Genomic DNA, 26,891 nt, shown 5'->3' with positions numbered 1-26,891 from the left:
ATGGAGCACGACGAGGACGAATCCGCCGTCACCGCGAGCTACCTGCGCTCCGACGGCGAGATCGAGGCCAGCCTGCGCCCGAAGTCGCTGGACGACTTCATCGGCCAGCCGCGCGTGCGCGAACAGCTCACCCTCGTGCTGCGCGGCGCCCGCCAGCGCGGCGGCACACCCGATCACGTGCTGCTGTCGGGCCCGCCCGGTCTCGGCAAGACCAGCATGGCGATGATCATCGCCGCCGAACTCGGCACCGCCCTGCGCATCACCTCGGGTCCGGCGCTGGAACGCGCGGGTGATCTGGCCGCGATGCTCAGCAATCTGGTCGAGGGCGACGTGCTGTTCATCGACGAGATCCACCGCATGGCCCGCCCCGCCGAGGAGATGCTGTACCTCGCGATGGAAGACTTCCGCGTCGACGTGGTGGTCGGCAAAGGTCCCGGCGCCACCTCGATCCCGCTCGATATCGCGCCGTTCACGCTGGTCGGCGCCACCACCCGCTCCGGCGCGCTCACCGGCCCGCTGCGCGACCGCTTCGGCTTCACCGGGCACATGGATTTCTACGATCCCGAGGAACTGCGGCTCATCCTCACCCGCTCGGCCCAGATCCTCGGCGTGCACATCGAGGACGACGCCGCCGCCGAGATCGCGGGCCGCTCCCGCGGCACGCCCCGCATCGCCAACCGGCTGCTGCGCCGCGTGCGCGACTACGCCGAGGTGCGCGCCGACGGACTCGTCACCAAGCCGATCGCCCGCTCCGCGCTCGAGGTGTACGACGTGGACGTCCTCGGCCTGGACCGGCTGGACCGCGCTGTGCTGGGCGCGCTGGTGCGCAGCTTCCACGGCGGCCCGGTCGGCGTCTCCACGCTGGCCGTCGCCGTCGGCGAGGAAGCCGCCACGGTGGAGGAGGTGTGCGAGCCGTTCCTGGTCCGCGCCGGACTGGTCGCGCGCACGCCGCGCGGGCGGGTCGCCACCGCCGCGGCCTGGGAGCACCTCGGCCTGGTACCGCCGCCCGACCTGGTCTTCGGGTCGATCGAGGTGCGCGGCCGCGAACCGCAACCGACGCTGGACCTGTTCGACTGAACCCCGTTCATGATCGCCGTCGGCGGACGCCGCTCGGCGGCGCCGGTTAGAGTCGGGTCATGACCGTGGTCCAACAAGTGCTCGACCATATCCCGGAGCCGTACCGCAGCAAGGCGATCGAGCACCGCGAGCTGCTGAAGTTCGCCACGGTCGGCGCCATCACGTGGTTCATCGACACCGGCGTCGTGTACGCGACCAAACTGACGGTCCTGGGCGACAAGCCGCTCACCGCGCGCCTGCTGGGCGTGCTCATCGCGACCATCGCCTCCTACATCCTCAACCGCGAGTGGTCGTTCCGCACCAGGGGCGGCCACCAGCGCCACCACGAGGCGGCCCTGTTCTTCGCGGTCAGCGCGCTCGCCATCGGCGTCACCATGATCCCGCAGGCCATCTCGCTGTACGTGCTGGATCTGCGGGTGCCGCACGTCGGGCCGGTCACCCAGGCCGTCTCGAACTTCATCACCGGCCAGATCCTCGGCGTGCTGCTGGCCATGGCGTTCCGCTTCTGGGCGCTGCGCCGCTTCGTCTTCCCCGACGACAAGCACCAGGCCGAACTGCACAGCATCCAGGGGTAGAGCGGTCAGTGGTGGTCGCTTCGCTCCAGCGCCGTGACCACCAGATCCAGGAACGCGTCCACCTCGTCGCGCTGGTAGCCGCGGGTGCCGAGGCGGGCGTCGGTGAACCGGACGGCGCGCACATCGTCCACGGTGAGGCTGCCCGGCCCGCCGTGCGCGAGGGTGGCGGCGACCAGGTCGAGGAACGCGTCGACCTCTTCCTCGTGATAGCCGCGCCGCCCCACGGCCGACTGCGTGAAGCGCATCCGGTGCACGTCGTCGGGGGTGAGCAGGGCCGCGGTGGCGCCGTTGCCGCCCCACGGCGCGGGGCGGGTGCCGCGCTGACGGTATTCGAGTTCGACGCGCACCCGGTCCAGGAACTCGTCCACCTGGTCGGCCTGGTAGCCGCGCCCGCCGAACCGGGGCGGGTCGAACGCGACGTGACGCACGTCGTCGGCGGTCAGCGCGCCCTGGCCGCCCAGGGTGGCGGCGACCAGTTCCAGGAAGGCGTCGACCTCCTCGGCGTGATAGCCGCGATGCCCCAGCTGGGGCATGGGGAAATGGACGCGACTCACGTCGTCGGGGGTCATCACGCGCGACATTGTGTCAGGCCCTCCGGACGGGTGATCGGCCGCTGCGCCGCTGCGCCGCGTGGTCCGGTCTTTCGAGAACAACGTGCGCCCCCATGCGAACAGGTGTGATCTGTGTCCCACACTGTAGCGGCCGGGCGGCCCGCGCGACGGCGGGTTCAGTCTTTGCGCACGCCGTCGATGAGCAGGCGGCGGATGGCGGTCTCCAGGCCCTCCACGGCGGCCGGATCGGGATCGCGCATCCCGTGCAGGATCGCCGCGATGAGCATCCCGGTCACCGCGCGCGCGGTGTTGACGGTATCGAGATCGGCGCGCAGGTACCCGGCCTCGACGCCGTGCTCGAGGTAGCCCGCGGTGAGCGCGTCGGCGGTGTCGAGCAGCCCGTAGAGGCGGGCGGTGAGTTCGTCGTCGATGCCGGTGGCGTGGAACATGAGTAGCTGCGGCACCCGCCGGTCCTCGATGAGGATCCGGCTCAGCTCGGTGCCGATGCGCTCGAGCTGGGCGCGGTAGTCGTCCAGCGAGGTGGCCGCGTCGGGGGCGTTGCGGGTGCCCAGCGCGTCGATGATGCGCGCGGAGAGGTCATCGATGACGTGGTCGATGATGTCGCGCTTGTTGGCGAAGTACCGGTAGAAGGTGCCGTGGCCGATGCCCAGCGCGCCCGCGATGTCGGCGATGCCGGTGGCGTGATAGCCGCGTTCGGCGAAGCATACGAACGCCGTATCGATGATCTCCTGCCGCAGTTCGGCTCTGCGTCGTTGCGCCCGGGTCGGCGATGGCTGCGTCACCCCTGTGATGATACTGTCGTCACAAACGGAATGATGTGTCATTCTGTGATAAGTCATTCACATCTGGGAGGTTCGACGTGGCGCCTCGGTACGACGCGATCGTGGTCGGTGCGGGTTTCGGTGGTATGGGGGCGGGCATCGAGCTCGATCGCCTCGGCCTGAGCAATTACGTGATCCTGGAGCGCGAGAGCGATCTCGGCGGCACCTGGCACGTCAACCACTACCCGGGGCTGGCGGTCGACATCGCGTCGGTCACCTACTCGTACTCCTTCGAGCCCAACCCGTACTGGACGCGGCTGTTCGCGCCGGGTGCGGAGCTCAAGAAGTACGCGGCGCACGTCGCCGACAAGTACGGCCTGCGCCGCCGCATGCGCTTCGACACCGTGGTGGACGGCGCGCGCTGGGACGAAGAACACCAGCACTGGGTCGTCTCGATCGAGGGCGGGGAAACGCTCACCGGCCGGTTCCTGCTCACGGCCACGGGCTTCCTCTCCCAGCCCTACACCCCGCCGTTCCCCGGGATCGACACCTTCGAGGGCAAGATCATCCACACCACGGCGTGGGACGAGGACTTCGACCTCACCGGCCGGCGCGCCGCCATCATCGGCACCGGCGCCACCGCCGTGCAGCTGGTGCCCGAGGTCGCGAAGAAGGCGGCCGCGCTGACCGTCTTTCAGCGCACGCCCATCTGGGTGGTGCCCAAAGTGGACGCGCCGATCCCCGCGCCGGTGCAGCGCCTCTTCGCCAAGGTGCCCGTCACGCAGAAGGCCGCCCGGCTGGTCAACACGTCGATGCTGGAAGCCCTGATGGTGGTCGGCGTGCTGCACTACGACCAGGCCAAGCCGCTGAACAAGGCGGCGGCGCTGCTGGCGAAGGCGCACCTGCGCGCCCAGGTGCGCGACAAGAAGACCCGCGAACAGCTCACCCCGCACTACGACTTCGGCTGCAAACGGCCCACCTTCTCCAACGAGTACTTCAAGACGTTCAACCGGCCGCACGTGCGTCTGGAGACCAACTCCATCGATCACGTCACGCCCGACGGCATCGTCACCGCCGACGGGCACAAGACCGAGATCGACACCCTGATCCTGGCCACCGGCTTCAACCTGTGGGACGTGAACTTCCCCGCCATCGAGATCATCGGGCGCGACGGGGTGAACCTCGGAAAGTTCTGGCGCGACAACCGTTTCCAGGCCTACGAGGGCATCACCGTGCCGAAGTTCCCCAACTTCCTGAGCCTCAACAGCCCGTACTCCTACAGCGGCCTGTCGTACTTCACCACCATCGAGGCGCAGATGAAGCACATGGCCCGGCTGCTCGGCGAGCTGTTCCGGCGCGGGGAGACCACCTTCGAGGTCACCGAGGCGGCCAACGAGCGCTTCCTCGACACCGTCACCGACAAGCTCGGCTCGTCGGTGTTCTACGGCGGCGACTGCGCGAGTTCGCGCAGCTACTACTTCAACCAGCACGGCGAGGCCGCGCTGCTGCGCCCGAACAGCACGGTCAGCACCCATCGCCACGCGGTGAGCTTCCCGCTCGACGACTACGCCTACGGGTCGGTGCCCGCCTGAGCGGGTCAGGCCCGGAGGAGGTAGCGCAGCGTCACCACGCAGGGCCCCCGATCAGGCCGATCGGCTACCGCCTGAGCGGGTCAGGCGAATCCGCTACAGCCTGACCGAGCCCAGCTCGGGAAATGCCTCGCGATCACCGGTCGCGGGGCATTTCGCGTTCGGCGAAACCCTCCTCCGACCTGCCGGTGGACACCCCCGCCGCTCGTCGAGGGTGTGCGGGTGTGGCGGCTCGGGCGGCAACTGGCAGACTGTGTGGGTACTTGTCCATCCCACCCACAAGACAGGGACTGACTCCGACGATGGATTTTCTGTTTCTGCTGATACTCGTTGCCCTGTTCATCCCGATCCTGCTCGGCCTGCGCCGCCAGAAGCGTGAAGCCGAGAAGACGGCGACGATGCAGGACAGCCTGAAGATCGGCGACCAGGTGGTCACCACGTCCGGTCTGTGGGGCACCGTGGTAGAGCTCGACGAGGACACCGTCGACCTGGAGATCGCCGAGGACGTGGTCACCACGTGGCTGCGCCTGGCGATCCGCGAGGTCCGCGAGCCCGCCGACGAGATCGCGGACGAGACCGTGGACGACACCCCGGCCGACCCGGCCGAGGAGACGCCCGAGCAGACCGAGACCCGGCTGACCAAGGACTGACCGCCGCGGCGCCCCCGACCGCGCGCCGGACGCACCTGCCTCCGGCGGCGGTCCGCCGTGTGCGCCTGGATCCATCCTCGACTTCCCGCCTAGGAGATACGTACTGTGCCACCTTCTCAGGGATCGGCGCATCCGCTCAGGTTGCTCGGCGTCTACGCCGCGCTGCTTGCCGTGATCTATGCGTTGGTGTTCTTCACCGGTGACAAGGACCCGACACCCAAGCTCGGCATCGACTTGCAGGGCGGTACGCGGGTCACGCTGACCGCGCGCACGCCCGACGGCAGCAGCCCCAGCCAGGACAGCCTGAAGAAGGCGCAGGAGATCATCGAGAACCGCGTCAACGGTCTCGGCGTCTCCGGCTCCGAGGTGGCCATCGAGGGCGAGAACATCGTCATCACCGTGCCGGGCGACGACGGCCAGCAGGCCCGCGCGCTCGCCACCACCGCCAAGCTCTACATCCGCCCGGTGTTGCAGGCCTCCCCGCCGATCGCGGGCGCCCAGCAGACCCCGCCCGCGCAGCAGACCACGCCCGGCGCCACCACACCCGCGCCCGAACCGGCCCCGGCGCCCGCCGAGCAGCCGTCGGAACCGCAGCAGCGGGTGTTCCCCGCGCAGGCGCCCACCGACGAGCCCGCGGAACCGTCGCTCACGCCGCAGGAGCAGACCCAGCGCGAGATCGCCGAGGCCCGCGCCAGCAGGCAGAGCACCGATCAGGCGACGCAGCTGGCCGCGATGGCGGCGCTGGACTGCACCAAGCCCGACCCGCTCGCGGGCAACGACGACCCGAACCTGCCGCTGGTGACCTGCTCGCAGGACGGCACCGAGGTGTTCCTGCTCGACAAGAGCCGCATCGACGGCCAGGAGATCGCCAACGCGACCTCCAACCTGGACACCCAGCAGTCGCGCTGGGTGGTCGACCTGGAGTTCAAGTCCACCGGCAGCGACGCCTGGGCCGATCTGACCGGCGAATACGTGCAGCGCCGCGTGGCGTTCACGCTGGATTCGCAGGTGGTGAGCGCGCCGCAGGTGCAGCAGGGCCCGCAGCTCGGCGGCACCACCCAGATCTCCGGCTCGTTCAGCGCCTCCTCGGCGCGGGAGCTGGCGAACACGCTGAAGTACGGTTCGCTTCCGCTGTCGTTCCAGACCTCCGAGGCGGAGACGGTGTCGGCGACACTGGGCCTGTCCTCGCTGCGCGCGGGCCTGATCGCCGGTGCGGTCGGTCTCGCGATCACCCTGCTGTACTGCTTGGTCTACTACCGCATGCTGGGCTTCCTCACCGGCCTGTCCCTGCTGTTGTCCGGCCTCGGGGTGTACGGGTTGATGGTTCTGCTCGGCCGTTGGATCGGCTTCACCCTCGATCTCGCGGGCATCGCGGGCCTGATCATCGGTATCGGTATGACGGCCGACTCGTTCGTGGTGTTCTTCGAACGAATCAAGGACGAGATGCGCGAGGGCCGCAGCTTCCGCTCGGCGGTGCCGCGGGGCTGGCAGCGCGCCCGGCGCACCATCCTGACCGGTAACGCGGTCAGCTTCCTGGCCGCCGCCGTGCTGTACGTGCTCGCGGTCGGCCAGGTGAAGGGCTTCGCGTTCACCCTCGGCCTGACCACCATCCTCGACGTCGTCGTGGTGTTCCTGGTGACCTGGCCGCTGGTGCTGCTGGCCTCGCGCCGCGAGTTCTGGGCGCGGCCGTCGATGAACGGTCTGGGCGCGATCCAGGAAGTCGCGCGTGAGCGCCGCGCCGCCCAGGGATCGGTCTCCGAGAGCGTGAGGACGCGATGAGCAACAGCCAGACCACTCCGTCGATGGTCGAAGACGCCCAGTCGCCGTCGGGACCTGGCCGTGCGCCGGAGCACGGTTTCTTCAACCGTCTCTACACGGGCACCGGTGCGATCGACGTCATCGGCCGCCGCCGCTTCTGGTATACCGTGTGCGCCGTCATGGTCTTGATCTCGTTGGGCAGCATCGTGTTCCGCGGGTTCAGCTTCGGCATCGACTTCGAGGGCGGATCGCGCATCCAGTTCCCGGCCGGTACCGCGACCACCGAGCAGGTCGAGACGGTCTACCACGACGCGCTGGGCACCGACCCGGTCACCGTGCAGTCGGTGGGCAGCGGTTCCACCGCCACGATGCTGATCCGTTCCGAGGCACTGGATCAGTCGCAGGTCGAGCGGCTCAACGCCGCGCTGTTCGAGGCTTTCCAGCCGCTGGACCGCGACGGCAACCCCAGCGTGGCCGCGATCAGCACTTCCGATGTCAGCGAGACGTGGGGCGATCAGGTGACCCGCAAGGCGTTGATCGCGCTGGTGGTGTTCCTGGTCCTCGCCGCGCTGTACATCGCCGTCCGCTTCGAGCGGGACATGGCCATCGCCGCGATGGCGTCGCTGTTCTTCGACGTCGTGGTCACGGCGGGCGTGTACTCGCTCGTCGGCTTCGAGGTCACCCCGGCCACCGTGATCGGCATCCTGACCATCCTCGGCTTCTCGCTGTACGACTCGGTCATCGTGTTCGACAAGGTGGAGGAGAACACGCGCGGCATCGAGCACCTGAACCGGCGCACCTACGCCGAACAGGCCAACCTCGCCGTCAACCAGACCTTCATGCGCTCGATCAACACCACCGTCATCGGTGTGCTGCCGATCGTGGGCCTGATGGTGATCGCGGTGTGGATGCTCGGCGTCGGCACCCTCAAGGACTTGGCGCTGGTGCAGCTGGTGGGCCTGATGGTCGGCACCTTCTCCTCGATCTTCCTCGGCACCCCGCTGCTGGTGTCGATCAAGGAGCGGTGGGGCCCGATCGCGGCCCACACCAAGAAGGTGCAGGCCAAGCGGTCCGGTGCGGCGAAGACCAGGGCGGGCGCGGAAGCCGAGCGGCGCGCGGTCGCGGCCACCGGTCGCGAACGGCCCGAGACGCCCGTGCGCAGGCCGCGCGAGGCGACCGGTCCCCGCGCCGGCGCCCGTCCGTCCGGAAAGCGGCACAAGAGGCGGCACTGACCCCCCGACGTCAGGAGTGCGTTCCATGCGACAGCCACGCGGTGCTGCGGTGCGTCTGATCGGAGCGGTCGCCGTGGGCGCCCTGGCCGCCGGTGCGGTGGCCGGGTGTTCGGGGCAGAGCCAGGTGCCCTCCATCGGCTACGCCGTCGACGCGGTCGTCACCAGCTACAACGGCGGTACGGCCGTCGGCGCGAGCAGCGGGTCGGCCGCGCTCTTCTCGCGCGTGCTCACCGGGTTCTTCTACACCGGACCCGAGGGGCAGCCGGTCGCCGACACCGATGTCGGCACCGCCAAGGAAGTGCCGGGCGAGTCCCAGACCATCCAGTACCGGCTCAACCCCGACGGTGTGTACTCCGACGGCGTGCCCACGTCCTGCGACGATCTGGTGCTGACCTGGGCGGCGCGCAGCGGCCGGTTCCAACGGCCCGACGGCACACCGCAATTCGACTCCGCCAGCACCGCGGGCTACGCCGACATCGAGCGGGTCGACTGCCAGCCGGGGTCCAAGGACGCCACCGTCGTGTTCCGGCCGGGCCGCTGGTATCAGCCGTGGCGCACCCTGTTCGCGGCCGGTGAGTTGATGCCCGCGCACGTCGCCGCGCGCGTGGCCGACGTGCCGAACGCGGTGTCGGCGGTGCAGAACGCCGAACCCGATGCCATCGCGCGGCTCGCCGATTTCTGGAACACCGGGTGGAACTTCGGATCCGGCGACATCGACCTCACCCGGTTCCCCTCCTCGGGGCCCTATCGCGTCGAATCCTTCAGCGCCGAAGAAGGTCTCGTACTCGTCGCGAACGAGCGCTGGTGGGGGAATGCCGCCGAGACCGGGCGGATCGTGGTCTTCGACAAGACCTCGGATCTGAAGCAGAAGGTGTCGGACAACGCCGTCGGCGTGGTCGACATCGGCATGAACTCGGTGCCCGAACTGAATCTGGACGGGTTCACCGTCGCCAACGTGCCGGGGCGCGGCGCCGAGCAACTGGTGCTCTCGACCGGGGGAGTGTTCGCCTCGGCGGAGGCGCGCCGCGCGTTCGCGCTGTGCGTGCCGCGCCAGGCGCTCTACGACGAACTGGGCAAGGCGGCCGACCTGCCGGGCACCGGCCTCGGCGAGGGGCCGCTGAATTCCCTGATCACCCAGCAGGATTCGCTGTTCTACGGCGCCACCATCGGTGCCGCCGAGCGCTACCGCGGCAGCGACGTGCCGGGCGCGACGGCCGCGCTGGCCGCCGCGGGCACCCCGAATCCGACCGTCCGGATCGGCTACCTCACCCCCGACGACCGGCGCGCGAAAACTGTCGCCAAGATCACCGAGGCCTGCCGCGCGGCCGGCATCACCGTCGTGGACGCGGGCGCGCCCGACTTCCGCCCCACCGCCCTCACCGAGGGTTCCGTCGACGCCGTGCTCGCCGGCACCGCCTCGGCTCCCGGCCCCGCCGGTTCGATGACCGGGGTGTTCGCGACCAGCGCGTTGCGCCCGGTCAACGGCCTCGATTTCGGGCGATTCGGGAACGGCCGTTACGATGCGATCACCGATCAGCTTGCGGCCGACGACAACTCGGCCGCGCAGCTGGGCCTGCGGACCGAGGCCGAGAACCTGCTGTGGGCGGAGATGCCGAGCATTCCGTTGTTCGCCACCCCGCGCACCATCGCCTTCGGCGCCGGTCTGCACAACGGTGTGGCCGGTCCCACCCAGGGTGGCACCGGCTGGAACATGGACCGCTGGGTGTTGCGGCGGTGACAGGTGTTGGTGGGTGCGTGACCATGGAGAGGTGTCGATGAGTAAGCACGCGGCGGTCGAATCCGACGAGATAGTCGCCGAGCGGACCGCCAAGGCGGCCGGACAGGTCGAACGCCTCACCCGGTGGCGGGACGACTTCCCCGAACCCGGCGTCCGCTTCGCCGACCTCACCCCGGTGTTCGCCGATCCCGAGGGTTTCCGCGCGGTCATCGACTGCCTGGCCGCCTGTGCCCCCGACGCCGACCTCGTCGCCGGCGTCGACGCGCGCGGCTTCCTGCTCGGCGCGGGCGTCGCCGCCACGCTGGGCACCGGCGTGCTCGCCGTCCGCAAGGCGGGCAAGCTGCCGCCGCCCGTGCACACCCGCGAGTACCGCCTCGAATACGGTTCGGCCGCACTGGAAATCCCCGGCGACAGCGTGGAGCTGTCGGGGCGCCGGGTGCTGTTGCTCGACGACGTGCTCGCCACCGGCGGCACCCTGTCGGCGGCGGCCGAGCTGTTCGCGTCGGTGGGCGCCGAGGTGGTGGCGGCGGCCGTGGTGCTGGAGCTCGGGTTCCTGGACGGGCGGTCCCGCCAGGGGGATTATCCGCTCACGTCGATCGTGAAGGTGTAGGGGACGCACCTGCGGCATCCCGCACTGCTCGGTGCGTCCGTCCGCAGCCCGGCGTTCGCGTGTTGTCCGGCGCGTCCGGTGTCGTGGCGGTGCTGAGGCGTGCTCCTGGCTACGCACCGGCGCGACGTGCCGACCGGTCCGTACCTCCCCGATTCCCCGGTAGCCGATTGCTATGGTCTCGGTCACAGTCATGTGATCGGTGATCGGCGACGGAGAGGACAGGGGTGTCGAGGACGATCCGGTCGAGGGCGCTGTCGGGGGTGGTCGTTCGTTCGGCGGTGGTGGCGCTGGTGGTCGCCGTGACCATCGTGGCCGCGTGGTGGACGTCGACGCCGCCGCGTCCGGAGACGCCCGATCTCACCGCGCTGGCGCAGCAGTGGACCGCCCTGCACGACGGGCCGCAGCCGTACTCGGATGTCGACATCACCTGGGACGTGCCGATCACGATGAGCGACGGCGTCGTCCTCAAGGCCAACGTCTACCGCCCCTCGCACACCGGTCAGGGGCCCGCCACCGAGCCGCTGCCGACCATCGTCAACCTCACCCCGTACACGAAACTGCTGACCAACCTGGTGGATTCGGCGCTGGCGGTGCCCGGGTTGCAGCCGACCGTGATGGACCTGGTGGGCCGGATCAACCTGTCCGGCACCGAGTTCAGCGGTTTCGAGGACCTGCTGCACGCGCTCGACGGCGGCACCGTGCAGACCGTGCTCGGCATCGACCGCAAACTCCTCCGCGGCGGCTACAACCTCGTGGTGGTCGACGTGCGCGGCACCGGATTCTCCCAGGGCGGCTGGGACACCCTCGGCGCCCGCGAACAACTCGACACCCGAGAGGTGATCGACTGGGCGGCCGCGCAACCGTGGTCCAACGGCGAGATCGCCATGAGCGGCGGCTCCTACGCGGGCATCAACCAGCTGCGCGCCGCCGAGAACGCGCCCGCGCCGCTGAAAGCGATCTTCCCGGTCGAGCCCGGCAGCGACCTGATGCGCGACGTGGTGGCGCCCGGCGGCGGCATCGGCACCACCTTCCTGCCGCTGTGGTTGAGCAATGTGAATCAGATGAAGCTGATTCCCGACGTGGCCTCCATGCTGAACGGCACGTTCGACTGGAAGTGGTTCGACGAGCGGCTGCGCGACCCGAACACCAACTTCGACCTGCTCGCCCAGGCGTTGCTCACGCCGTCGCTCGAGGACGTGCCGCCCGCTCTCGCCGACGCGCTGGACGAGGGAAGCCCGTTCCGCCGAGGGATTCTGGGCAGCCCGCAGCAGGTGAGCGTGCCCACCTTCGTGTACGGCGGCTGGCACGACATCTTCGCCAACAGCGCCACCAAGCTCTACGACGCCATGCCCCTGCCCGAGACGCAGAAGAAGCTCGTCATCGGCAACACCTACCACGCCAACCCCGGCGCGGGCACCGGCTCACCCGGCGCGCCACCCCGGCTCGACGTGTTGCAGCGCGCGTGGTTCGACAAGTGGCTCAAGGACATCGAGAACGGTGTCGACGACTACGGGCCGATCGTGGTGTGGGAGCAGGGTGGTGACTGGGTGACGCTGCCCGAGTTCCCCCGGTCCGACGCCGTGCACCGCCGCGTGTACCTCTCCGCCGACCCGAGCGGCAGCACCTCCGACAGTCTGCACGACGGCTCCCTGGTGCAGCACCGGCCCTCCGACGCCGAAAACCTCACCGTCGCACCGGGTCTCACCACCATCTGCTCCCGCGACACCGCGCAGGGGTCGGCGGGGCTCACCGCGTTCCTCGACATGTGCGCCAAGGACTCCCGCATCGCGGAGACCAACGCACTCACCTTCACCACCGCCCCCGTCACCACCCCCACCGTGGTGTCCGGCCCGATCTCGGTGCACCTCAACACGATTCACGACGCCACGGACGGCTACTGGACCGTCACCGTCAACGACGTCTCCCCCGACGGCACCTCCACCGTCCTCACCACCGGCCAGCTCACCACCTCCATGCGCGCCGTCGACGAATCCCAGAGCACCCGTTCCCCCTCCGGCGACTACACCGCCCCCTACAACCCCATCACCCTCGACAGCATGCTCCCCGTAACCCCCGGCACCCCAACCCCTCTCGACATCGCCGTCATCCCCACCCAAGCGGTGCTGAAGCCGGGCCACCGGCTCCGCCTGGACATCTACGCGGCGAACTCCCCGAAAGGCGTCCCGTTCCGGCCGATGTTGAACAACACCGAGTTGAAACCCCAGTATTTGGCGTTGGACCCGGACAACCCGAGCTACATCAACCTGCCCTCGACGGTTCCGCTGCCGTAGGGCCGTACATGCGAAGCTCAGGAGTCGGGTGGAACGACCGACCGGGTGGGAAGTCCGCCACCTCGACAGGGCGCCCGAACTACGATTAGGCTGCCGATCATGAGCAACGGGGGGATGCCGTCGGCGCAGAACCTCTCGGTGGTACCCGAGAAGGTTCGTGAGGTCGGCGAGCAAGTGTACGAGTTGTCGACAGCACTGCGAACAGCTCTGGACTCCGCGGCCAAGGATGTCGAGACGCTGGTGAACGGCACCTGGAAGGGAAACCTGGCCGATGAGTTCGCCGACGGCTGGAATGACATACGCGATGGCGGCGTTCAGATCATGACCGCTCTGGCGGGGATGGCCGAAAAGCTCGGGGTCACGGCGTCGACCTACGTAAACCTCGATGGCAGCAACGCTGCCGTGCTGTACAACGCGAGCACGTCGAGCTTGGACCTGCCATGAGTGCGGAAGAGTTTCAGGTCGATTTGGATCACCTGGATGAGGTCGTGGCGCGCTTGTCCGCGCTTGCCAGTGTCATCGCGGAGCACCTCGACACGATCGATGACAAGGTCGCGACGTTGGCGGGCACCGGCTGGGAAGGCGTAGCGGCCCAAGCATATTCCGACGCACATCGGGAATGGGCGCTGGGCGCAAGGGAATTCGCGGAGGGGGTCCGCGATATCAGCGAAGCGGCCCGTAAGGCCCACGCAGGATATGTCAGCGCGGTCGAAGCGAATCTGAAGATGCTCCGAGGGGCATGAGCGGTGCGTGTCAATTGGCAGACCTACTTTGACGCGGGCAAGCGATGCCATGATCTTGCGATCGAGTTGCGTCGCGCGGACAAGCCCGTGCACGATTCCGTCAAAGGCGAGTGTGCGGGTATGGCTGGGAATGCTCCCGGATGTAAACAATGGGGTGAAGCGTACGATCGCTACGCGCGTGACACGTTGCAGACCTGCACACATCTGGCCGATGCCCTGACAAACTTCGGGAACGTTCTTTATGCGAATGGTTACAAATACGCAATCGCGGATAATGCCCGCCCTCAGCGCCCTGTTCTGAATCAGGTTTCTGAGTACAAGGTAACTATCCCAACCGTCGTGCACGATAATGGGGACGGGGTGAAGCACAACGGCGGCGCAGAGGAGTTCTTCAGTGAGCTCACCGCGAAGGTCTTGGACAACTTCGAGAAACTTCCCAACGGCGACGTCGACAAGCTGTCCAAGGCTGCCGATGTCTGGAAGAAATTTGCCAACCACGAGACCATAACCGGTGCGCCTGCCAAGATCAGCGCGATCTCCGCCTTGTTCGACGACATGGACGCCCCCGAGAATCGCGCGAAAATCCAGGAACATTTCGGCACATTGAAGTCCGGTGCTGATTTGTTGGCCTCTGCGTCCAGCAATATCGCATCTCCAGTCGCCGAGTACCACAGTTCGACAGTCGAGGTTGGCGACGCTATCAAATCGGCGATGAACGCATTTGCCTGGGCGGTCGGGCTGCTTGTGACCGGCGCGATTGTCGGGGCAATATTCAGCTTCGGCGGAAGCGTGGTCGCAGCAGGCGGCGGCGTGGCGATAGCGGTCAGCGATACTATAGCGACCATTCGCGGCCTATATACGACCAAACGCCTGTTCGAGATACTCAAGCTCACGCTTGCCGCGACCGTTACCGTCGGCGTCATCGATGCTTTCGGAAAAGTTCCTGACCTCACTTCTTCCCTCGCAAATCTCGCCGCTCTCATCGCCATGAAAGTATTCATCGATGACAACAGCCCTACCACGATACCGGTGCTGGGTGGCGACGATCCGATAACCAAAGAGATCGCGAAGAAGATTGCGGAGCACGCAAATGGCCGCGCTCAGCAAGGAGACGGATCACACTATGTTCCCGGTGTCGGAGCAGCTGAACTCCCCGAGTACGTTCGCAGGGTGCTGGACGGCGAGATCAAGACCGAGGTGAAGCACCTTCCCCGAGGGCGAGTTGCGTATTGGGACCCGGAGAAAGGTAGTGTTGTCATCGAAGACGGAGATGGTGGAACCGTTTTCACTCCCAAGGAAGGTCGAGAATACTTCGACGACCTGTGAGAATGTCGTGGATGGCGGGAAGGGCTTGGCGAATGTCGCTGTCGAAGGACGGTCATGATCGGGAACATGTCATCGGTGCCGACGATTTCCAGATTGTTCGGCGGCTGACTTTCGAACTGGCGAATGTGCCCCGCGAGCCGATGGTCGAGTTGGGTTGGACTCCGGAGAACGGCGAGTTTCTGAAGAAGCTCGCTCGCTCGATACCGTCGCAGGCGGCAGCACCGACCAGGGTCAGGATCGTGGTTACCGGTGAGGAGATCGACGATCCTTCCCAGCCAGGTCGACCCGTTGCCGAAGGGGGGTCTGCTTCGGAAGACGAGATCGTGAGATTCGTGCCCGAGTCGGTCGCGCAGGTGTGGCCGGAGCTGATGCGAGGGGTGTTCGATGCTCTGGGTGCGTTGGAGACGCGTTATCGCACCGGATTCCACGAAGCCGAAGTTTCCCAGGCACTTCGAGCGCTGGACGACGTCGGCGAGTTGTGACGGCCGGTTGTCGCGAATCAGCCGACTTGATCGCGGACGCTGATCGCCCATGGTGCGCTTCTGCTGCCGGACCGCTGGGTCTGGACAGAGTGCGGGGACCGTTCGTGGGCTGGTGACCAGGTGCGCTGAGCGACGATCTCTGGACGTTGCCGAGTTCGGGAGAGGCGCCACCGAACGCCGGGCTCGGGGTACGAGCGAGGTCTGGCGACAGCGCATAGGTCGGTCCGGAAGGGGCCGGCAGGCTGGTCGGGGTGTGATGTCGGAAATAGGGGTGGCGCGGGGTGGTGGGGTGTGCTTATCCTGGGTGCCGTCTTTGTTGTCGGCGGTGGGAGTGCGCGTTGATTTCTTGAGGTAGCGGTTTCGGCGGTTCGCGGGGTGCGGGCCGTGGTTCTTCTTCGCAACCTCAGGAGTGGCGCATGGGTGCACTGTCTTTTTCTGATCTTTCTTTTTCCTGGCCGGATGGGTCTGTCGTGTTCGATGGGCTCGGGGCTGTGGTGCCCGAAGGGCATGTCGGGTTGGTGGGGGCCAATGGGGCCGGGAAGTCGACGTTATTGCGGTTGATCGCGGGGGAACTGCGGCCTGCTCGGGGGTCGGTGACCGTGGCGGGGCGGCTCGGGTATCTGCGGCAGGATCTGGGGCTCGGGGACGGGCTGCGGGTGGATGAGGTGCTCGGGATCGCCGAAGTGCGAGCGGCGCTGCATCGGATAGAGGCGGGCGAGGGGAGCGAGGAGGACTTCGAAACCGTCGGTGCCGCTTGGGATGTGGAGGAGCGTGCGCTTGCGTTGCTCGGGCGGCTCGGGCTGAAGTATGTGGCAGATTCGGCCGAAGGGTTGGATCGGCGACTGGATACGTTGTCGGGCGGAGAGACGGTGTTGCTCGGGTTGGTGGCGCAGCTGCTGGCCGAGCCGCAGGTCTTGTTGCTCGACGAGCCGACGAACAATCTGGATCATGTTGCGCGGGAACGGCTTTACGATGTGGTCGAGCAGTTCTCCGGAACGGTATTGACCGTCGGTCACGATCGGGAACTGCTCGAGCGGATGGACGTGATCGCCGAACTGCGGCAAGGGGAGCTGCGATTCTTCGGCGGGCCTTACAGCGAATACGAGCGGATCGTGGCGGCCGAACAGGAGGCGGCGCGGGCGGCGGTGCGCGAGGCGCGCGGGGATGTGCGCAAGCAGTCGCAGGAGTTGGTCGAGACGCGGATCAAACTGGATCGCAGGCAGCGCTACGGGAAGAAGCAGGCCGACAACATGCCGAAAATCCTGGCGGGAGCGCGGAAGCGGGCCGCCCAGGAGTCGGCGGGCAAGCTGCGCGGCACGCACATCGAGAAGCTGGAGGAGGCGAAGGAGAAGCTCGATCGGGCCGAGGAACTGGTGCGCGACGACAAGGTGATTCGCATCGACCTGCCCGACACCCGGTTGTATCCGGGGCAGGACGTGCTCGAGGTGGAGGACGTCCGGCTGCGGTGCGGACCCACTGTGACGCTGCGGGTTTCGGGTCCGGAACGGATCGCGCTGACCGGGCGCAACGGTGTCGGCAAGTCCACGCTGCTTCGGCAGATCGCGGACGCCCCGCCGAAGGTGCCGTTCGCGTTGCTGCCCCAGCGGCTCGACGTGTTCGATGAGGACCGGACCGTTTTCGAGAACGTCGCCGACCGCGCTCCGCACGCGACTCCCCACGAAATCCGGACTCGATTGGCGCGCTTCCTCTTTCGCGGGTCGGACGCCGACGTTCCCGCGGCGGCGCTTTCCGGTGGAGAACGTCTGCGTGCCGCAGTGGCCACGGTCTTGCTGGCCGATCCGGCGCCCCGGCTCCTCCTGCTCGATGAGCCGACGAACAATCTGGACATGTCCGGCCTCCGCCACCTGGCCGAAGCGCTCGCGGGATTCGAGGGTGCGCTGATCGTCGTCAGCCACGACCCGCGCTTCCTGGACGACATCGGCGTCACCCGCCGGTTGGAGCTGACGGAGGAGGGGGTGGTCGAGGCTGGAATGGAGGGGGCGAGTGTGGATGAGTCGGGTGGGCAAAGTGAATGAGAATCGGGCATTATGATCGGGAACGCCCAGGTCAAGAAGTATGCTTCCCGCGCACGCGGGGATGAGCCCCGGCGCTCCGCCGCCAGCCAGTCGTGCAACCGTATGCTCCCCGCGCATGTGGGGAGGAGCCCCCGAACACGCCCAGGTATCGGACCGCGGCTGCACTCCCCGCGCGTGCGGAGATGAGTCGATCGGCGGTTCTGCACGCCGACCGATTCCCCAGCCAATGGCTACGGTTTCCGGCAGTCCCGATGTCCGCGAACCGGACTGTTCAACTCAGTCTGTGAGTAACGCACTCAGCCTCTTCGGCGCCACTTTCCGGTACCCGTCCCGGATGATCTCCCCGATCTCCCCCCAATCCGGCTCCACATCGAGCCGCACCCCGATCCACCCGCGATGCCCCACGTAGGGCGGTCGGAAGAAGCGGTCAGGTTCTGCGTCGATCAACTCGCCCTGCACCCCGTCCGGGGCGGGCACCCATAGCGCCGGCCCAGGTTCGTCGTACGCGTCCTCGGTGTACATCGTGAAGACAGTCTTCGCGCGCACGAAAAATGTCGGCGTCCCGTGGCTCAGTCGTTCACTCGCCTCCGGGAGCGCCAGGCAGATCTTCCGAGTCCGCGCCAGCGGGTCCATACCGCGCAGTCTAGGCGGACGGTACGGACCCGGCAGCGGATCAGACCAGCCCCAAGCTCAGCTTGAACGACGGCGTGCCGCCGAGCAGATACGCGCCGGCGGACTGGAGGATGCGGTCCTGGGCGACGATGTGCTGGCACATGGTGGTGGTGTCGCGCAACCAGCGGTCCAGCGGGGAGGGGCGATAGATGGCGGCGGTCTGGCGCAGGTCGTAGAGGCGGGAGACGACGCGGCGGGCCGTGCGGAAGGCGTGCAGGCGCGAGAGGGGCAGAGCGGCGCGTTCGTCGGGGGAGAGGTCGTCGAGAGTGCCTCCGGCGCTGAGGATTTCCCACTGACGGTGCATCGCGGTGTACACGCCGGCGCGGGCGGCGTGGAAGTCCGCCTCGCATTCTCCGATCGTCACCTGCGTGCGGTAATCGTCGGATTTGGCGGCGGATTCGGCGCGGGCGAAGTCCAGCGCGGCCCGCATCACGCCCAGTGGGACGCCCGGCATGGTGCGCATGTGCACCTCGGGCTGGCCGAGCGCACCGAAACCGTGTCGGACGCTGGAGAATTCGAGTGTGTGCTCCTCGGGGACGAACACGTCGGCGATGCGGTAGTCGCAACTGCCGCTGCCCGCGAGCCCGGTGGTGTGCCAGGTGTCGATGATCTCGACCTGCGCGCGGGGCACCATGAACAGCCGCGAATCGGGTGCGCCGGTGGCGTCGCGCTCGGCATCGCCGTCGCGGTACAGGAACGCGCCCGACACGACCCAGTCGGCGTGGGTGATCCCGCTGCCGAACTGCCACCGCCCGCTGAGCCGGAACCCGCCCGCGGTGCGCTCGGCCCGGCCGGTCGGGAACAGCAGCCCGGCCGTGACCATGTCGAGACTGCCGAACATCTCCTTGGCGACGCTCTCCTCGAGGAATCGCGCGTAGAGGCCGGTGTCGGAGCCGATCATGGCGCACCAGCCGACAGAGGCGTCACCGTAGGAGAGCGCCTCCACCACCTCGGTCTGCTCGACGGAGGTCAGTTCCGGCCCGCCCCACTCGCGGGCGAATCCCATGCGGAAGACGCCCGCGTCGCGCAGCAGGTCCACGATATCGGCGGGCAGCCTGCGGGCGCGCTCGATCTCCTCGGCGCGCTCGCGCAGCAGCGGTGCGAGTTCCTGTGCGCGGGCGAGGATCTCACCGGAATCGGTGTGGGGCTCGGCGACGACGGTCATCGGACGTTCTCCTTGCTGAGAGGGGTGATGGCCTGCGGGAAGCGGAAGAAGCCGTCCGGGTCGTACCGGTGCTTGATCCGCGCCAGGCGGTCGTGATTGGGCCCGTAGTAGGCCGAGAGGTCGGTGAGCGCGGGGTCGGTGAAGTTCACGTAGGCGGCGCCGGTGGCGTAGTCGCCCATCTCCTCGTAGAGGGTGTCGAGCCATTCGAGGTTGCACCACATGGTGCGCGCGGTATCGGTCGTGCTCCACGAGGTGTCCATGGACACCAGGAACAGCGTGTCGCGGTGTGGGAAGGCGCTGTCGCCCACGGGAATCCGGTTGATCGCCCCGCCCCAGGTGAACAGGGCGACGCCCGCGCCGTCGGGGTTGCCGCTGCCGGGCCAGCGGTCGATCGCGTCGATCACCGCGTCGACGCCGGATTCGGCGAGGGGCTTCGGCGTGCAACGGGTGCGCACCGCGAACGGGTCGCCGGAGGTCTCGTGGTGCAGGTAGTCCTTTGCCTCCCAATAGGTCCGGTCCTCGATGTCGGCCCGGAACGGGGTGGCCGCGGCGAACGCCGGTGCGAGGATTTCGCGCAGTTCGCCGGCGGGGCCGAGATATTGGCCGATCACCGAGACGGCGCCCGGCGCGTCACCGGCCCGGCTCGCGCCGATGCGCGCGGCGAATTCGTCGGGCGCGCCCGCCATGATCTCCTGCATCACGGTGAGCGCGTGCCTGGCGTGGGGCCACTCCCACAGCAGCAGGCAGGTGGAGCTGGGCACGGTGTCGCGCGCCTGGAACGTGAACGATGTGTTGACGCCCAGGTTCCCGCCACCCCCACCCCGGCACGCCCAGAACAGGTCGGCGTTCTCGGTGGCCGAACACACGCGGGTACTGCCGTCGGCGAGCACGATCTCGGTGGACACGAGCGCGTCGGCGGTGAGGCCGAACGCCCGCGAGACCGCCGCGACACCGCCGCCGAGGGTGAGCCCGCCGATGCCGACCTGATCCGAATTGCCCAGCGGCACAGCGAGTTCGTGCCGCTCCAGCGCCTCATAGACGAGTCCGTTGGGTGTGCCGCCGCCGACGGTGATCAGCCCGCGTTCGGCGTCGACCCGAATGTCGGAGAGTCCGCGCAGATCCAGCACCAACCCCGGGCCGACGGAATGGCCCGCGTAGCTGTGCCCGCCGCCGCGCGCGACAAGCGGCACGCCCTCCTCCCGCGCCCACGTGATCGCGCGCGCCACGTCGGTGGTGTCGCGCACCGAGAGCACGGCGGCCGGGGTGATGTCGGCGTACCGCTTGTTGAACGGCGTCCCGGCCGCAGCGAAACCGAAATCGCGGGGATAGCGCACGATTCCGGCGTCGAGGGCGGCCAGGGTCTCGAAGCGTGTGTTCACCGATCCTCCCCGGGACAGGTGCGCCGCACGCCGTCGAACGCCCTCAATTCCGTTGTGCCACGGCCGATCGTGGCCCAACGCCGATCGGCCGCCGACATCCGTGAGGCATCATGCGCCGCAGCGTCTTCCGTGCCCAGCCGGCGGCGCTCGGTGGGCGCATTCCACTCCCACGCCCCGAATTCACGCAGCAACCGGTTCACCGGATCTCCTCCAGATACGAGACCCCGCTGCTACCGCCCGCGCCGTACCGTTCCCACTCCTCGCGCAGCCGGATCAGTCCGTCAGGGGTTCGTTCGGGTTCGGACCGCGTGAAGCCCGAGATGATGTCGCCGCCGTGCAGCACCATCGTGTAGGCCAGGTGCAGCACGCCGTCCTCGTCGCAGAGGCCGTTGAGCGCGCCGCGGCGTACCTTGCCGCCGGCGAACGAGGCCCACACCAGGTCGCCGCGCTGGTGGTAGCGGGCGACGACGCCGTCGTCGCTGTCGGGGTTGCGGAAGCGCCGCCCGTCGTAGTTGATCATTTGTCGGCGTCCAGCAGTCCGGCGGGCAGGGTGAAGGTCGTGCCCGCGGCGAGCGGTTCCAGCGGGTCGCCGGTCACCTCGACGGCGTCGGCGGCGGACCGGAGCAGGTCGGCGCAGCGCGGCGCATCGGCGGCCTCGCACACCACGAACGAGTGCCGCGCGATGTAACCGCCAGGGGGCAAACGTAATTCGGCGCCCGGCTCCACCATCGCGGCCGCCGTGACGAGTCCCGGCGCGTGCTCGGGCACGGTGACCGACCGCACGGTGAGGTCGTGTTCCGGGTAGCCGAACCGGATGCCCGCGGCGGCGCGCCGGGTGGGTGTGGTGGCGGGCCGGTGACCGGTGGCGACGTCCACCAGCACCTCGCCGGGGTCGATGCCGGTGGCGATCTTGCCCAGGAACGGGATGAGGTCGCCGCCCAGCCTGCCGTTGACCTCGATGATGAGCGGTCCGCGCGCGGTGAGCCGCACTTCGGTGTGGGTGATGCCGTTCTCGACGCCGAGGGCGCGGTGCGCGGCGGCGAGGGTGGTCAGCAGGGTCTCGTCCGCGAGCAACGGGTCGGCCCCGTCCACGAGGTGGCCCAGCTCCTCGAAGTACGGTTCGAGCCCGGTTCGCTTGCGCGCCAGGAACATCGGCAGGTACTCGCCCTTGTACACGGCGGCGTCCACGCTGATCTCCGGGCCGACGGCGTATTCCTCAACGATCGCGGTGCCGCGGAACGGGGCGTCGCCGATGGTGCTCGCGCCGGTGGCGGTGGTGAACGCGGTATCGAGTTCGGCGTGGTCACGGGCCAGCACCACGCCCATGCTCGCCCCGAGCGCCTGGGGTTTCACCACGACCGGGTAGCCGATGCGCTCGGCGGCGGCCCCGGCCTGCTCCGGCGTGGTGGTGAGTTCGAAGAGCGGCTGCACCAGACCGGCGTCGGTGAGCACGGCGCGGGTGCGGTTCTTGTCGCGGCAGCCGCGCACACCGGTCGCGGAGAGGCCGGGCACGCCGAATTCCTCGGCCAGGTCGGCGGCGGGCTGCACGAGCGGTTCGTCCCAGCACAGCACACCGGCCACGCGCCTGCGGGCGGCGATCTCGCGTGCCCGCGCGGCGAGGATGTCGTGATCGAAGACGTTCGCCACGACGATCTCGTCGAAATACGCGTCCTGCCAGGTGGGTTCGAGGTTGTTGAGCAGCACCAGGTCCAGGCCGGCGGCGCGGGCGCGGGCGGTGACCGAGCGCACCAGGTACTCGCGGTAGAGCCGCAGCCCGCTGCCGATGACGAGCAGGATGTCGTTGGAGGTCATGGGAATTCCTTCGCGCGTCAGGCGGCCGGACGACCGGCCGCGAGTTCGACTAGGTGGTCGGCGACCAGTGGCGCGGTGCGGAAACCGTCGCCGCCGGTGGCGGCGCGGGCCCACACCGCGGGGCCCGGTTGTGTGAGCGCGGTGGCGCCGACGGTGTAGTGGCAGTGTTTGATGGCGGCGATCCGGTAGCGGTGGGCGTCGGTGAGGATCTGTGCCACGTATGCCCTTGCGGTGTCGGGGGTTTCACCGGGTTCGGTGAGCGAGGTGACGGTGCGGCACAACCCCGACGAGCTGAGCTTGAGCAGCGTGCCCGCGCCCGGCGGCATCAACCAGCCCGTCCCGTCGGCGCCGACGCGCCCGGCGCTGGGCGCGGTGTGCCACCAGCCGGCCAGCGCCGCGGGCGGGCGCAGGTAGACGGTGGTCTGGCGGTGCAGCACGGCCGGGCTGTCGACCAGTTCGGACGTCCACGCGCCGGTGGCGAGCAACACGAGATCGCCGGTGAGGCGGCTGCCGTCGTCGAGCCGCAGTCGCGCGGCACCGGCGTCGACCTCGACCACCCGCCGCCACGGCAGCAGCGTGACGGCGGGCTGCGCGCGCAACCAGGCCGCTGCGGCGTGCAGCACGCGTTCGGCGAGCAGCACACCGGCGTCGAGCTCCAGCAACGCGTGGTGCCCGTGTGGAAAGATGATGTGCGGCAACGCCTGTGGTGCGAGCACCCGGACGGTGAGCCCGGCCTGGGCGGCGGCGTCGGTGGCGGCTTCGACCGCGTCGGCGGGGTAGCCGGTGACCACCCCGATCCGGCGGTAGAACTGCCCGCCGAGCAGCGCTTGCAGCCGCAGCCAACGGCGGTGCAGGGCGGCGGCCGTGCGGGTGGCCCCGGGATCGCCGGGCGCCAGCGCGCGCACGGCGCGGTGGTGGTCGAACGAGCCCGACGCCGGGTTGGGGATGGGTCCGCGGTCCACCACCGTGACCCGGTGCCCGGCCCGCGCGCACCGCACGGCCGTGATCAGGCCGGTCACCCCGGCGCCCGCGATCACGACGGCGGTCATCTCAGGCCCTCACCTGCGGCAGGCGGGGCATGCGGACGGGTTCGATCGCGCGGCGCGCGACCACGTCGTCGAGCGCGCTGCCCGGCAGCATGTCCGAACCGGCCAGCGCGGCCGCGGCCAGGTCCACCAGGATCGGCGCGGCGCAGCGCACCAGCACGTCGACCTGGTGGCAGTAGTCGCCGCCGTCGGTCGCCGGGGTGCGATCCAGCCGCGCCACCTGCTGGGTGAGGGTCTCGGCGGCCCGGTTCAGGCTGAATCCCGGCAGTTCGTAGGCGGCGCGGAACCGCGCGACCATCCGCCGCGCGTCGTCGCGCCCGCGCGGGGAGACGGGCAGTTCGCCGCGCCATACCCACGCGTCGGCCTTGGCGGCCACTCGGTTCCACGGCTCGACCAGGCGGGTCCTGGTCAGTGCCACCAGTTCGTCGTGGCTGAAGCTGGTGCGCTGGAACTCGGGGCTGTTGGCGGCCAGGTGGAAGCGGATCAGGTCGCGCGGCACCCGGGCGGCCAGATCGCGCCCCCACACCAGGTGCCCGCGGCTGGTGGAGAACTTCTCGTGCCGCAGTTCGTAGAACTCGTTGGTGAGGAACAGTTTCGGCAGCGCGTAGTCGCCGAGCGCGAGCAGCATCGCCAGCCCCGAGATGCCGAACGGGTGGATATTGTCGATACCGAGGAAGTAGACGACGGTGGCGCCGGCCTCCGGCCGCCACAGCGAGTCCTCGGAATCCGGTTCCAGGCCGCGGTTCTCGGCCGCGAGCAGGGCGCAATACGTCGTCCACGCCACCGGTTCGGCGTTGGGGTTCACCACCTGGCCGGGCAGGCCCGGCGCGGGGATGCCCCACGAGATCGGGTAGGTGACGGGAAAATCCAGCAGTGGGCGGGACAGCAGTTCGGCGACCACCTGCGCGGCGTGGGGGCGAAGCAGTCCGGCGGCGTCGGCGAAGTGGGCGCGCAGCCGCTCCCGGTACTCCTCCAGCGGGAGCACGAGCACTTCGACTTCGCGGATCTCCAAGCGCTCCTCGGGGTTTCGTGTCGAGCGCGGGTCCAGCAGTTCCCCCGCCGTCACCGCGTGACCGCAGCTCTCGCACAGACCGCCGCCGGTGTCGGCCAGGCAGACCGGGCAGGTGCCGGCCACGTGCCCGTCCACCAGATACTCGCCGGTGCCGGGAGCGTAGGGAAAGGGCATGGGCCGCAAGCGGAGTGCGCCCTTGTCCCGCAGGTCGGTGACGATCCTGGCGACGTAGGAGGTGAAGCGGCGCTCCCACCCGGTGAACGCGTCGACGGTGATGCCGAGCGCGGTGAGCGTGGACTCCACCTCCTTCGCGGAGCGTTCCACCAGCGCTTGCGGGGACAACCCGAGTCGGTGGGCGGTGGTGGTGACGTAGGTGGAGGTGTCCTGGACGCCGGTGCCGAACAGCACCTCGCGGCCGGCGGCGCGCGCGTAGCGGGTGTAGACGTCGGCGGCCAGGAACGGGCCGGCGATGTGGCCGAGGTGCAGGTCGCCGTTCGCCGTCGGCGCGGGCGAGAGGACGATGGTCGGCCCGGTCACGGCGACACCGCATCATTCTCGGCGGCAACGCCTTTCGGGTCCGCCGCGTGCCTGCGCAGGAACGCCGACGACATGTCGGTGTCCCACCACACCGCGTACCACTCGAAATCGGTGTCGCCGACATTGCGGACGTGGTGGGTGGTACCGGGAATCAGGTGCGCCACATCGCCCGCGACGAACGCGCGCCGCTCGCCGTCGACGTCCAGTTCGGCGCGCCCGGTCAGGGCGATGAACAGTTCGTACTCGTGATGGGCGTGCGCGGCCGAGACCTGCCCCGGCCCCAGCACGCACCACGCGCCTTCGAACGGCGCGTTGAGCGCGGGCCACGGCAGCAGCCGCTCGGAGGCGACGCCGTACGCTTCGGTGAGCCCGGCCCGGTCCAGGCTGCGGATCTCGATCATGCCGTCCGGCTTTCCGGGAAGGCGCCCGCGGTGACGTGGCGGCGGTCGAGCATATCGTCGACGATGTCCTGCGAGCGGTGCGCGAGCACGCTGATGAGGGTGTCGGAGATGCCGTGCGTCGCCTCGTTGACGCCCTGCAGATACACCGCGCCCCAGGCGGATTCGCCGAGATCCAGGCGGTAGCGGCGGCTCACCGCGGGCTCGGTGATGCCCAGGTCGGTCAGCAACGCGCCGACCAGGGCGGGCATCCGCTGCTCGTAGCCGGTGCCGAGGAAGACGTGGTCGCAGCGCAACGGCTCGATCTTGCCGGTGCGGCGGTCGCGCAGCTCGAGCACCACCTCGCCGCCGTCCATCCGCGCGCCGGTCACCTCGGTCATGGCGCGCACGGTCGAGCGCCGCCGCCCCAGCATGCGCTGCTGGTAGAGCATCGCGTAGATCTCGTCCAGGAACGGCGGGGCCAGGCCCGCGTAGTTGGTGAGGTGGACCTCGTCGAGGATGCGGGCGCGCACCTCGGCGTCGGAGTGGTAGAAGTCGTCCACGAACGAGGGAAAGAACAGCTCGTTGACGAACTTGCTGGTCTGGTAGTTCTGCAGGCCGATGGAGCGCATGAGCAGCGCGGGCGTGCTGTGCGGCAGGTCGGAGTGCAGCGCCATGAACATCTCCGCCGCGCTCTGCGCGCCGCCGATCACGACGGGCCTGCTCGGCCGGTCGGTGGGCAATTCCGCGACGCGCGAGGTGTATTCGGCGCTGTGCGCCACCCGGTCGGCCGGCAGGCCGCGGAACACCTCGGGGACATGCGGGTCGCGCCCGGTGCCCACCACCAGGTCGCGGCAGGTGACGGTGTCGCCGTCGGCGAGGGTGACGGTCCAGCCGATGACGCGGCCGTCGCCGGTGCGCCGCGGCGCGAGGGCCACACAGCGCGCGTTGTAGCGCACGCGCACCCGCTCCAGCGACTGCGCCACCCACTGCTGGTACTCCGACAGCTCCCACCGGTAGGGGTTGAAGGTCGACAGGTTGACGAACTCGTCCAGGCGGCGGCGCTCGTGCAGGAAGTTCAGGAAGGAGAACCGGCTGCGCGGGTTACGCAGGGTGACAAGGTCTTTCAGGAACGACACCTGGCTGCGCGCCCAGGGGAGCAGCAGGTTGCGCTGCCACTTCACGTCGGGGTGCTGTTCGAGCAGCAGGGTCCGCTGCGCCAGGTGCGGCGCAGTGGACTCCTCGAGCGCGACGGCCAGCGCCAGATTGGCCGGACCGGCGCCGATGGCCAGGACGTCGACTTCGTGATCGGTCACAATTCCACCTGAGTCTCGATGGGAAGCTCTTGCTCCGGCCCAGTCAATGCCGTGCGGTGGTTGTCCGACAGCGATCGGCCCGTCCGCACGACAACCGGCCGACAGCCCGGCCCGCGACGCCCGCTCCGGCGGCTC

The 26,891-nt window shown here is 68.9% G+C and carries 26 protein-coding genes; 14 read left to right on the top strand and 12 right to left on the bottom strand.

Going from position 1 to position 26,891, the window contains the following annotated elements:
• Nucleotides 1-1,077 carry a Holliday junction branch migration DNA helicase RuvB gene (ruvB, locus tag DFR74_RS01625; RefSeq protein WP_067504117.1) on the top strand — a complete coding sequence of 359 codons (1,077 nt, stop codon included), beginning with the start codon at nucleotides 1-3 and terminating at the stop codon, nucleotides 1,075-1,077.
• Nucleotides 1,078-1,136: 59 nt separating this feature from the next.
• Nucleotides 1,137-1,652 (top strand): GtrA family protein, encoded by a 516-nt coding sequence (locus DFR74_RS01620; RefSeq protein ID WP_067504114.1) that lies wholly within the window; start codon nucleotides 1,137-1,139, stop codon nucleotides 1,650-1,652.
• 5 nt (nucleotides 1,653-1,657) lie between these two features.
• Here DFR74_RS01620 and DFR74_RS37735 read toward each other — a convergent pair whose 3' ends face one another.
• Nucleotides 1,658-2,221, bottom strand: coding sequence for a DivIVA domain-containing protein (locus DFR74_RS37735; protein WP_067504308.1), 564 nt, complete (start codon nucleotides 2,219-2,221; stop codon nucleotides 1,658-1,660).
• Nucleotides 2,222-2,379: 158 nt separating this feature from the next.
• On the bottom strand, nucleotides 2,380-3,048 hold the full coding sequence (locus DFR74_RS01610) for a TetR/AcrR family transcriptional regulator (RefSeq protein ID WP_084537351.1): 669 nt from the start codon (nucleotides 3,046-3,048) through the stop codon (nucleotides 2,380-2,382).
• A 35-nt stretch (nucleotides 3,049-3,083) separates the two neighbouring features.
• Between DFR74_RS01610 and DFR74_RS01605 the strand changes: the two genes are divergently transcribed.
• The 12 genes from DFR74_RS01605 (at nucleotide 3,084) to DFR74_RS01550 (ending at nucleotide 17,440) form a co-directional block, all read left to right on the top strand.
• A complete protein-coding gene (locus DFR74_RS01605) occupies nucleotides 3,084-4,577 on the top strand; it encodes a flavin-containing monooxygenase (RefSeq protein WP_067504108.1) in 1,494 nt (497 codons plus the stop codon).
• A 299-nt stretch (nucleotides 4,578-4,876) separates the two neighbouring features.
• Entirely contained in the window at nucleotides 4,877-5,224 is a 348-nt protein-coding gene (yajC, locus tag DFR74_RS01600; protein ID WP_067504103.1) for a preprotein translocase subunit YajC, read from the top strand.
• Between the two features lie 105 nt (nucleotides 5,225-5,329).
• Entirely contained in the window at nucleotides 5,330-7,003 is a 1,674-nt protein-coding gene (gene secD, locus DFR74_RS01595) for a protein translocase subunit SecD (protein WP_067504102.1), read from the top strand.
• Nucleotides 7,000-8,214, top strand: a complete 1,215-nt coding sequence (gene secF / locus DFR74_RS01590; RefSeq protein ID WP_067504100.1) for a protein translocase subunit SecF — start codon at nucleotides 7,000-7,002, stop codon at nucleotides 8,212-8,214. Before secD ends, secF begins: the two co-directional genes overlap by 4 nt.
• A 25-nt stretch (nucleotides 8,215-8,239) precedes the next feature.
• Nucleotides 8,240-9,952 carry an ABC transporter substrate-binding protein gene (locus DFR74_RS01585; protein WP_067504097.1) on the top strand — a complete coding sequence of 571 codons (1,713 nt, stop codon included), beginning with the start codon at nucleotides 8,240-8,242 and terminating at the stop codon, nucleotides 9,950-9,952.
• Nucleotides 9,953-9,989: 37 nt separating this feature from the next.
• Nucleotides 9,990-10,562, top strand: a complete 573-nt coding sequence (locus tag DFR74_RS01580) for an adenine phosphoribosyltransferase (protein ID WP_067504095.1) — start codon at nucleotides 9,990-9,992, stop codon at nucleotides 10,560-10,562.
• A 224-nt stretch (nucleotides 10,563-10,786) separates the two neighbouring features.
• On the top strand, nucleotides 10,787-12,853 hold the full coding sequence (locus DFR74_RS01575) for a CocE/NonD family hydrolase (protein ID WP_232331636.1): 2,067 nt from the start codon (nucleotides 10,787-10,789) through the stop codon (nucleotides 12,851-12,853).
• Between the two features lie 99 nt (nucleotides 12,854-12,952).
• Nucleotides 12,953-13,297 carry a type VII secretion target gene (locus tag DFR74_RS01570; RefSeq protein WP_067504091.1) on the top strand — a complete coding sequence of 115 codons (345 nt, stop codon included), beginning with the start codon at nucleotides 12,953-12,955 and terminating at the stop codon, nucleotides 13,295-13,297.
• Nucleotides 13,294-13,596, top strand: a complete 303-nt coding sequence (locus DFR74_RS01565) for a WXG100 family type VII secretion target (RefSeq protein WP_067504086.1) — start codon at nucleotides 13,294-13,296, stop codon at nucleotides 13,594-13,596. The genes DFR74_RS01570 and DFR74_RS01565 overlap by 4 nt, the downstream gene beginning before the upstream one ends.
• 3 nt (nucleotides 13,597-13,599) lie before the next feature.
• Nucleotides 13,600-14,922, top strand: coding sequence for a hypothetical protein (locus DFR74_RS01560; RefSeq protein WP_147265721.1), 1,323 nt, complete (start codon nucleotides 13,600-13,602; stop codon nucleotides 14,920-14,922).
• A gap of 32 nt (nucleotides 14,923-14,954) precedes the next feature.
• Nucleotides 14,955-15,404: a hypothetical protein gene (locus tag DFR74_RS01555; RefSeq protein ID WP_147265720.1), complete on the top strand. Its 450-nt coding sequence runs from the start codon at nucleotides 14,955-14,957 to the stop codon at nucleotides 15,402-15,404.
• A 416-nt stretch (nucleotides 15,405-15,820) separates the two neighbouring features.
• The gene (locus DFR74_RS01550) at nucleotides 15,821-17,440 is read left to right on the top strand and encodes an ABC-F family ATP-binding cassette domain-containing protein (protein WP_067504080.1); all 1,620 of its coding nucleotides are present in this window, start codon (nucleotides 15,821-15,823) and stop codon (nucleotides 17,438-17,440) included.
• Nucleotides 17,441-17,716: 276 nt separating this feature from the next.
• Here the strand turns inward: DFR74_RS01550 and DFR74_RS01545 are convergent, their stop codons facing one another.
• Genes DFR74_RS01545 through DFR74_RS01505 form a run of 10 tightly spaced genes read right to left on the bottom strand, consistent with a single transcriptional unit; the run spans nucleotide 17,717 to nucleotide 26,756 of the window.
• Entirely contained in the window at nucleotides 17,717-18,073 is a 357-nt protein-coding gene (locus DFR74_RS01545) for an MmcQ/YjbR family DNA-binding protein (RefSeq protein WP_113974910.1), read from the bottom strand.
• Nucleotides 18,074-18,113: 40 nt separating this feature from the next.
• Entirely contained in the window at nucleotides 18,114-19,277 is a 1,164-nt protein-coding gene (locus DFR74_RS01540) for an acyl-CoA dehydrogenase family protein (protein WP_067504061.1), read from the bottom strand.
• A complete protein-coding gene (locus DFR74_RS01535) occupies nucleotides 19,274-20,656 on the bottom strand; it encodes an FAD-binding oxidoreductase (RefSeq protein ID WP_198161668.1) in 1,383 nt (460 codons plus the stop codon). The genes DFR74_RS01540 and DFR74_RS01535 overlap by 4 nt, the downstream gene beginning before the upstream one ends.
• A complete protein-coding gene (locus DFR74_RS35270) occupies nucleotides 20,653-20,856 on the bottom strand; it encodes a hypothetical protein (protein ID WP_147265719.1) in 204 nt (67 codons plus the stop codon). The genes DFR74_RS01535 and DFR74_RS35270 overlap by 4 nt, the downstream gene beginning before the upstream one ends.
• Nucleotides 20,853-21,176 carry a hypothetical protein gene (locus DFR74_RS01530; protein ID WP_067504059.1) on the bottom strand — a complete coding sequence of 108 codons (324 nt, stop codon included), beginning with the start codon at nucleotides 21,174-21,176 and terminating at the stop codon, nucleotides 20,853-20,855. The genes DFR74_RS35270 and DFR74_RS01530 overlap by 4 nt, the downstream gene beginning before the upstream one ends.
• Nucleotides 21,173-22,468 (bottom strand): ATP-grasp domain-containing protein, encoded by a 1,296-nt coding sequence (locus DFR74_RS01525; protein WP_067504056.1) that lies wholly within the window; start codon nucleotides 22,466-22,468, stop codon nucleotides 21,173-21,175. The genes DFR74_RS01530 and DFR74_RS01525 overlap by 4 nt, the downstream gene beginning before the upstream one ends.
• A gap of 17 nt (nucleotides 22,469-22,485) precedes the next feature.
• On the bottom strand, nucleotides 22,486-23,517 hold the full coding sequence (locus DFR74_RS01520) for an NAD(P)/FAD-dependent oxidoreductase (protein WP_067504053.1): 1,032 nt from the start codon (nucleotides 23,515-23,517) through the stop codon (nucleotides 22,486-22,488).
• A 1-nt stretch (nucleotide 23,518) separates the two neighbouring features.
• Entirely contained in the window at nucleotides 23,519-25,063 is a 1,545-nt protein-coding gene (locus DFR74_RS01515) for a class I tRNA ligase family protein (protein ID WP_084537349.1), read from the bottom strand.
• Nucleotides 25,060-25,464, bottom strand: a complete 405-nt coding sequence (locus tag DFR74_RS01510) for a cupin domain-containing protein (RefSeq protein ID WP_198161667.1) — start codon at nucleotides 25,462-25,464, stop codon at nucleotides 25,060-25,062. The genes DFR74_RS01515 and DFR74_RS01510 overlap by 4 nt, the downstream gene beginning before the upstream one ends.
• Nucleotides 25,461-26,756 carry a lysine N(6)-hydroxylase/L-ornithine N(5)-oxygenase family protein gene (locus DFR74_RS01505; RefSeq protein WP_067504050.1) on the bottom strand — a complete coding sequence of 432 codons (1,296 nt, stop codon included), beginning with the start codon at nucleotides 26,754-26,756 and terminating at the stop codon, nucleotides 25,461-25,463. Before DFR74_RS01505 ends, DFR74_RS01510 begins: the two co-directional genes overlap by 4 nt.
• Nucleotides 26,757-26,891: the final 135 nt, after the last annotated feature.

Origin of the sequence: Nocardia puris (assembly GCF_003315035.1) — a bacterium.
Lineage (GTDB): Bacteria > Actinomycetota > Actinomycetes > Mycobacteriales > Mycobacteriaceae > Nocardia > Nocardia puris.
Note: the sequence above shows the minus strand (reverse complement) of the source record. Positions and strands in the feature narration are given on the sequence as shown.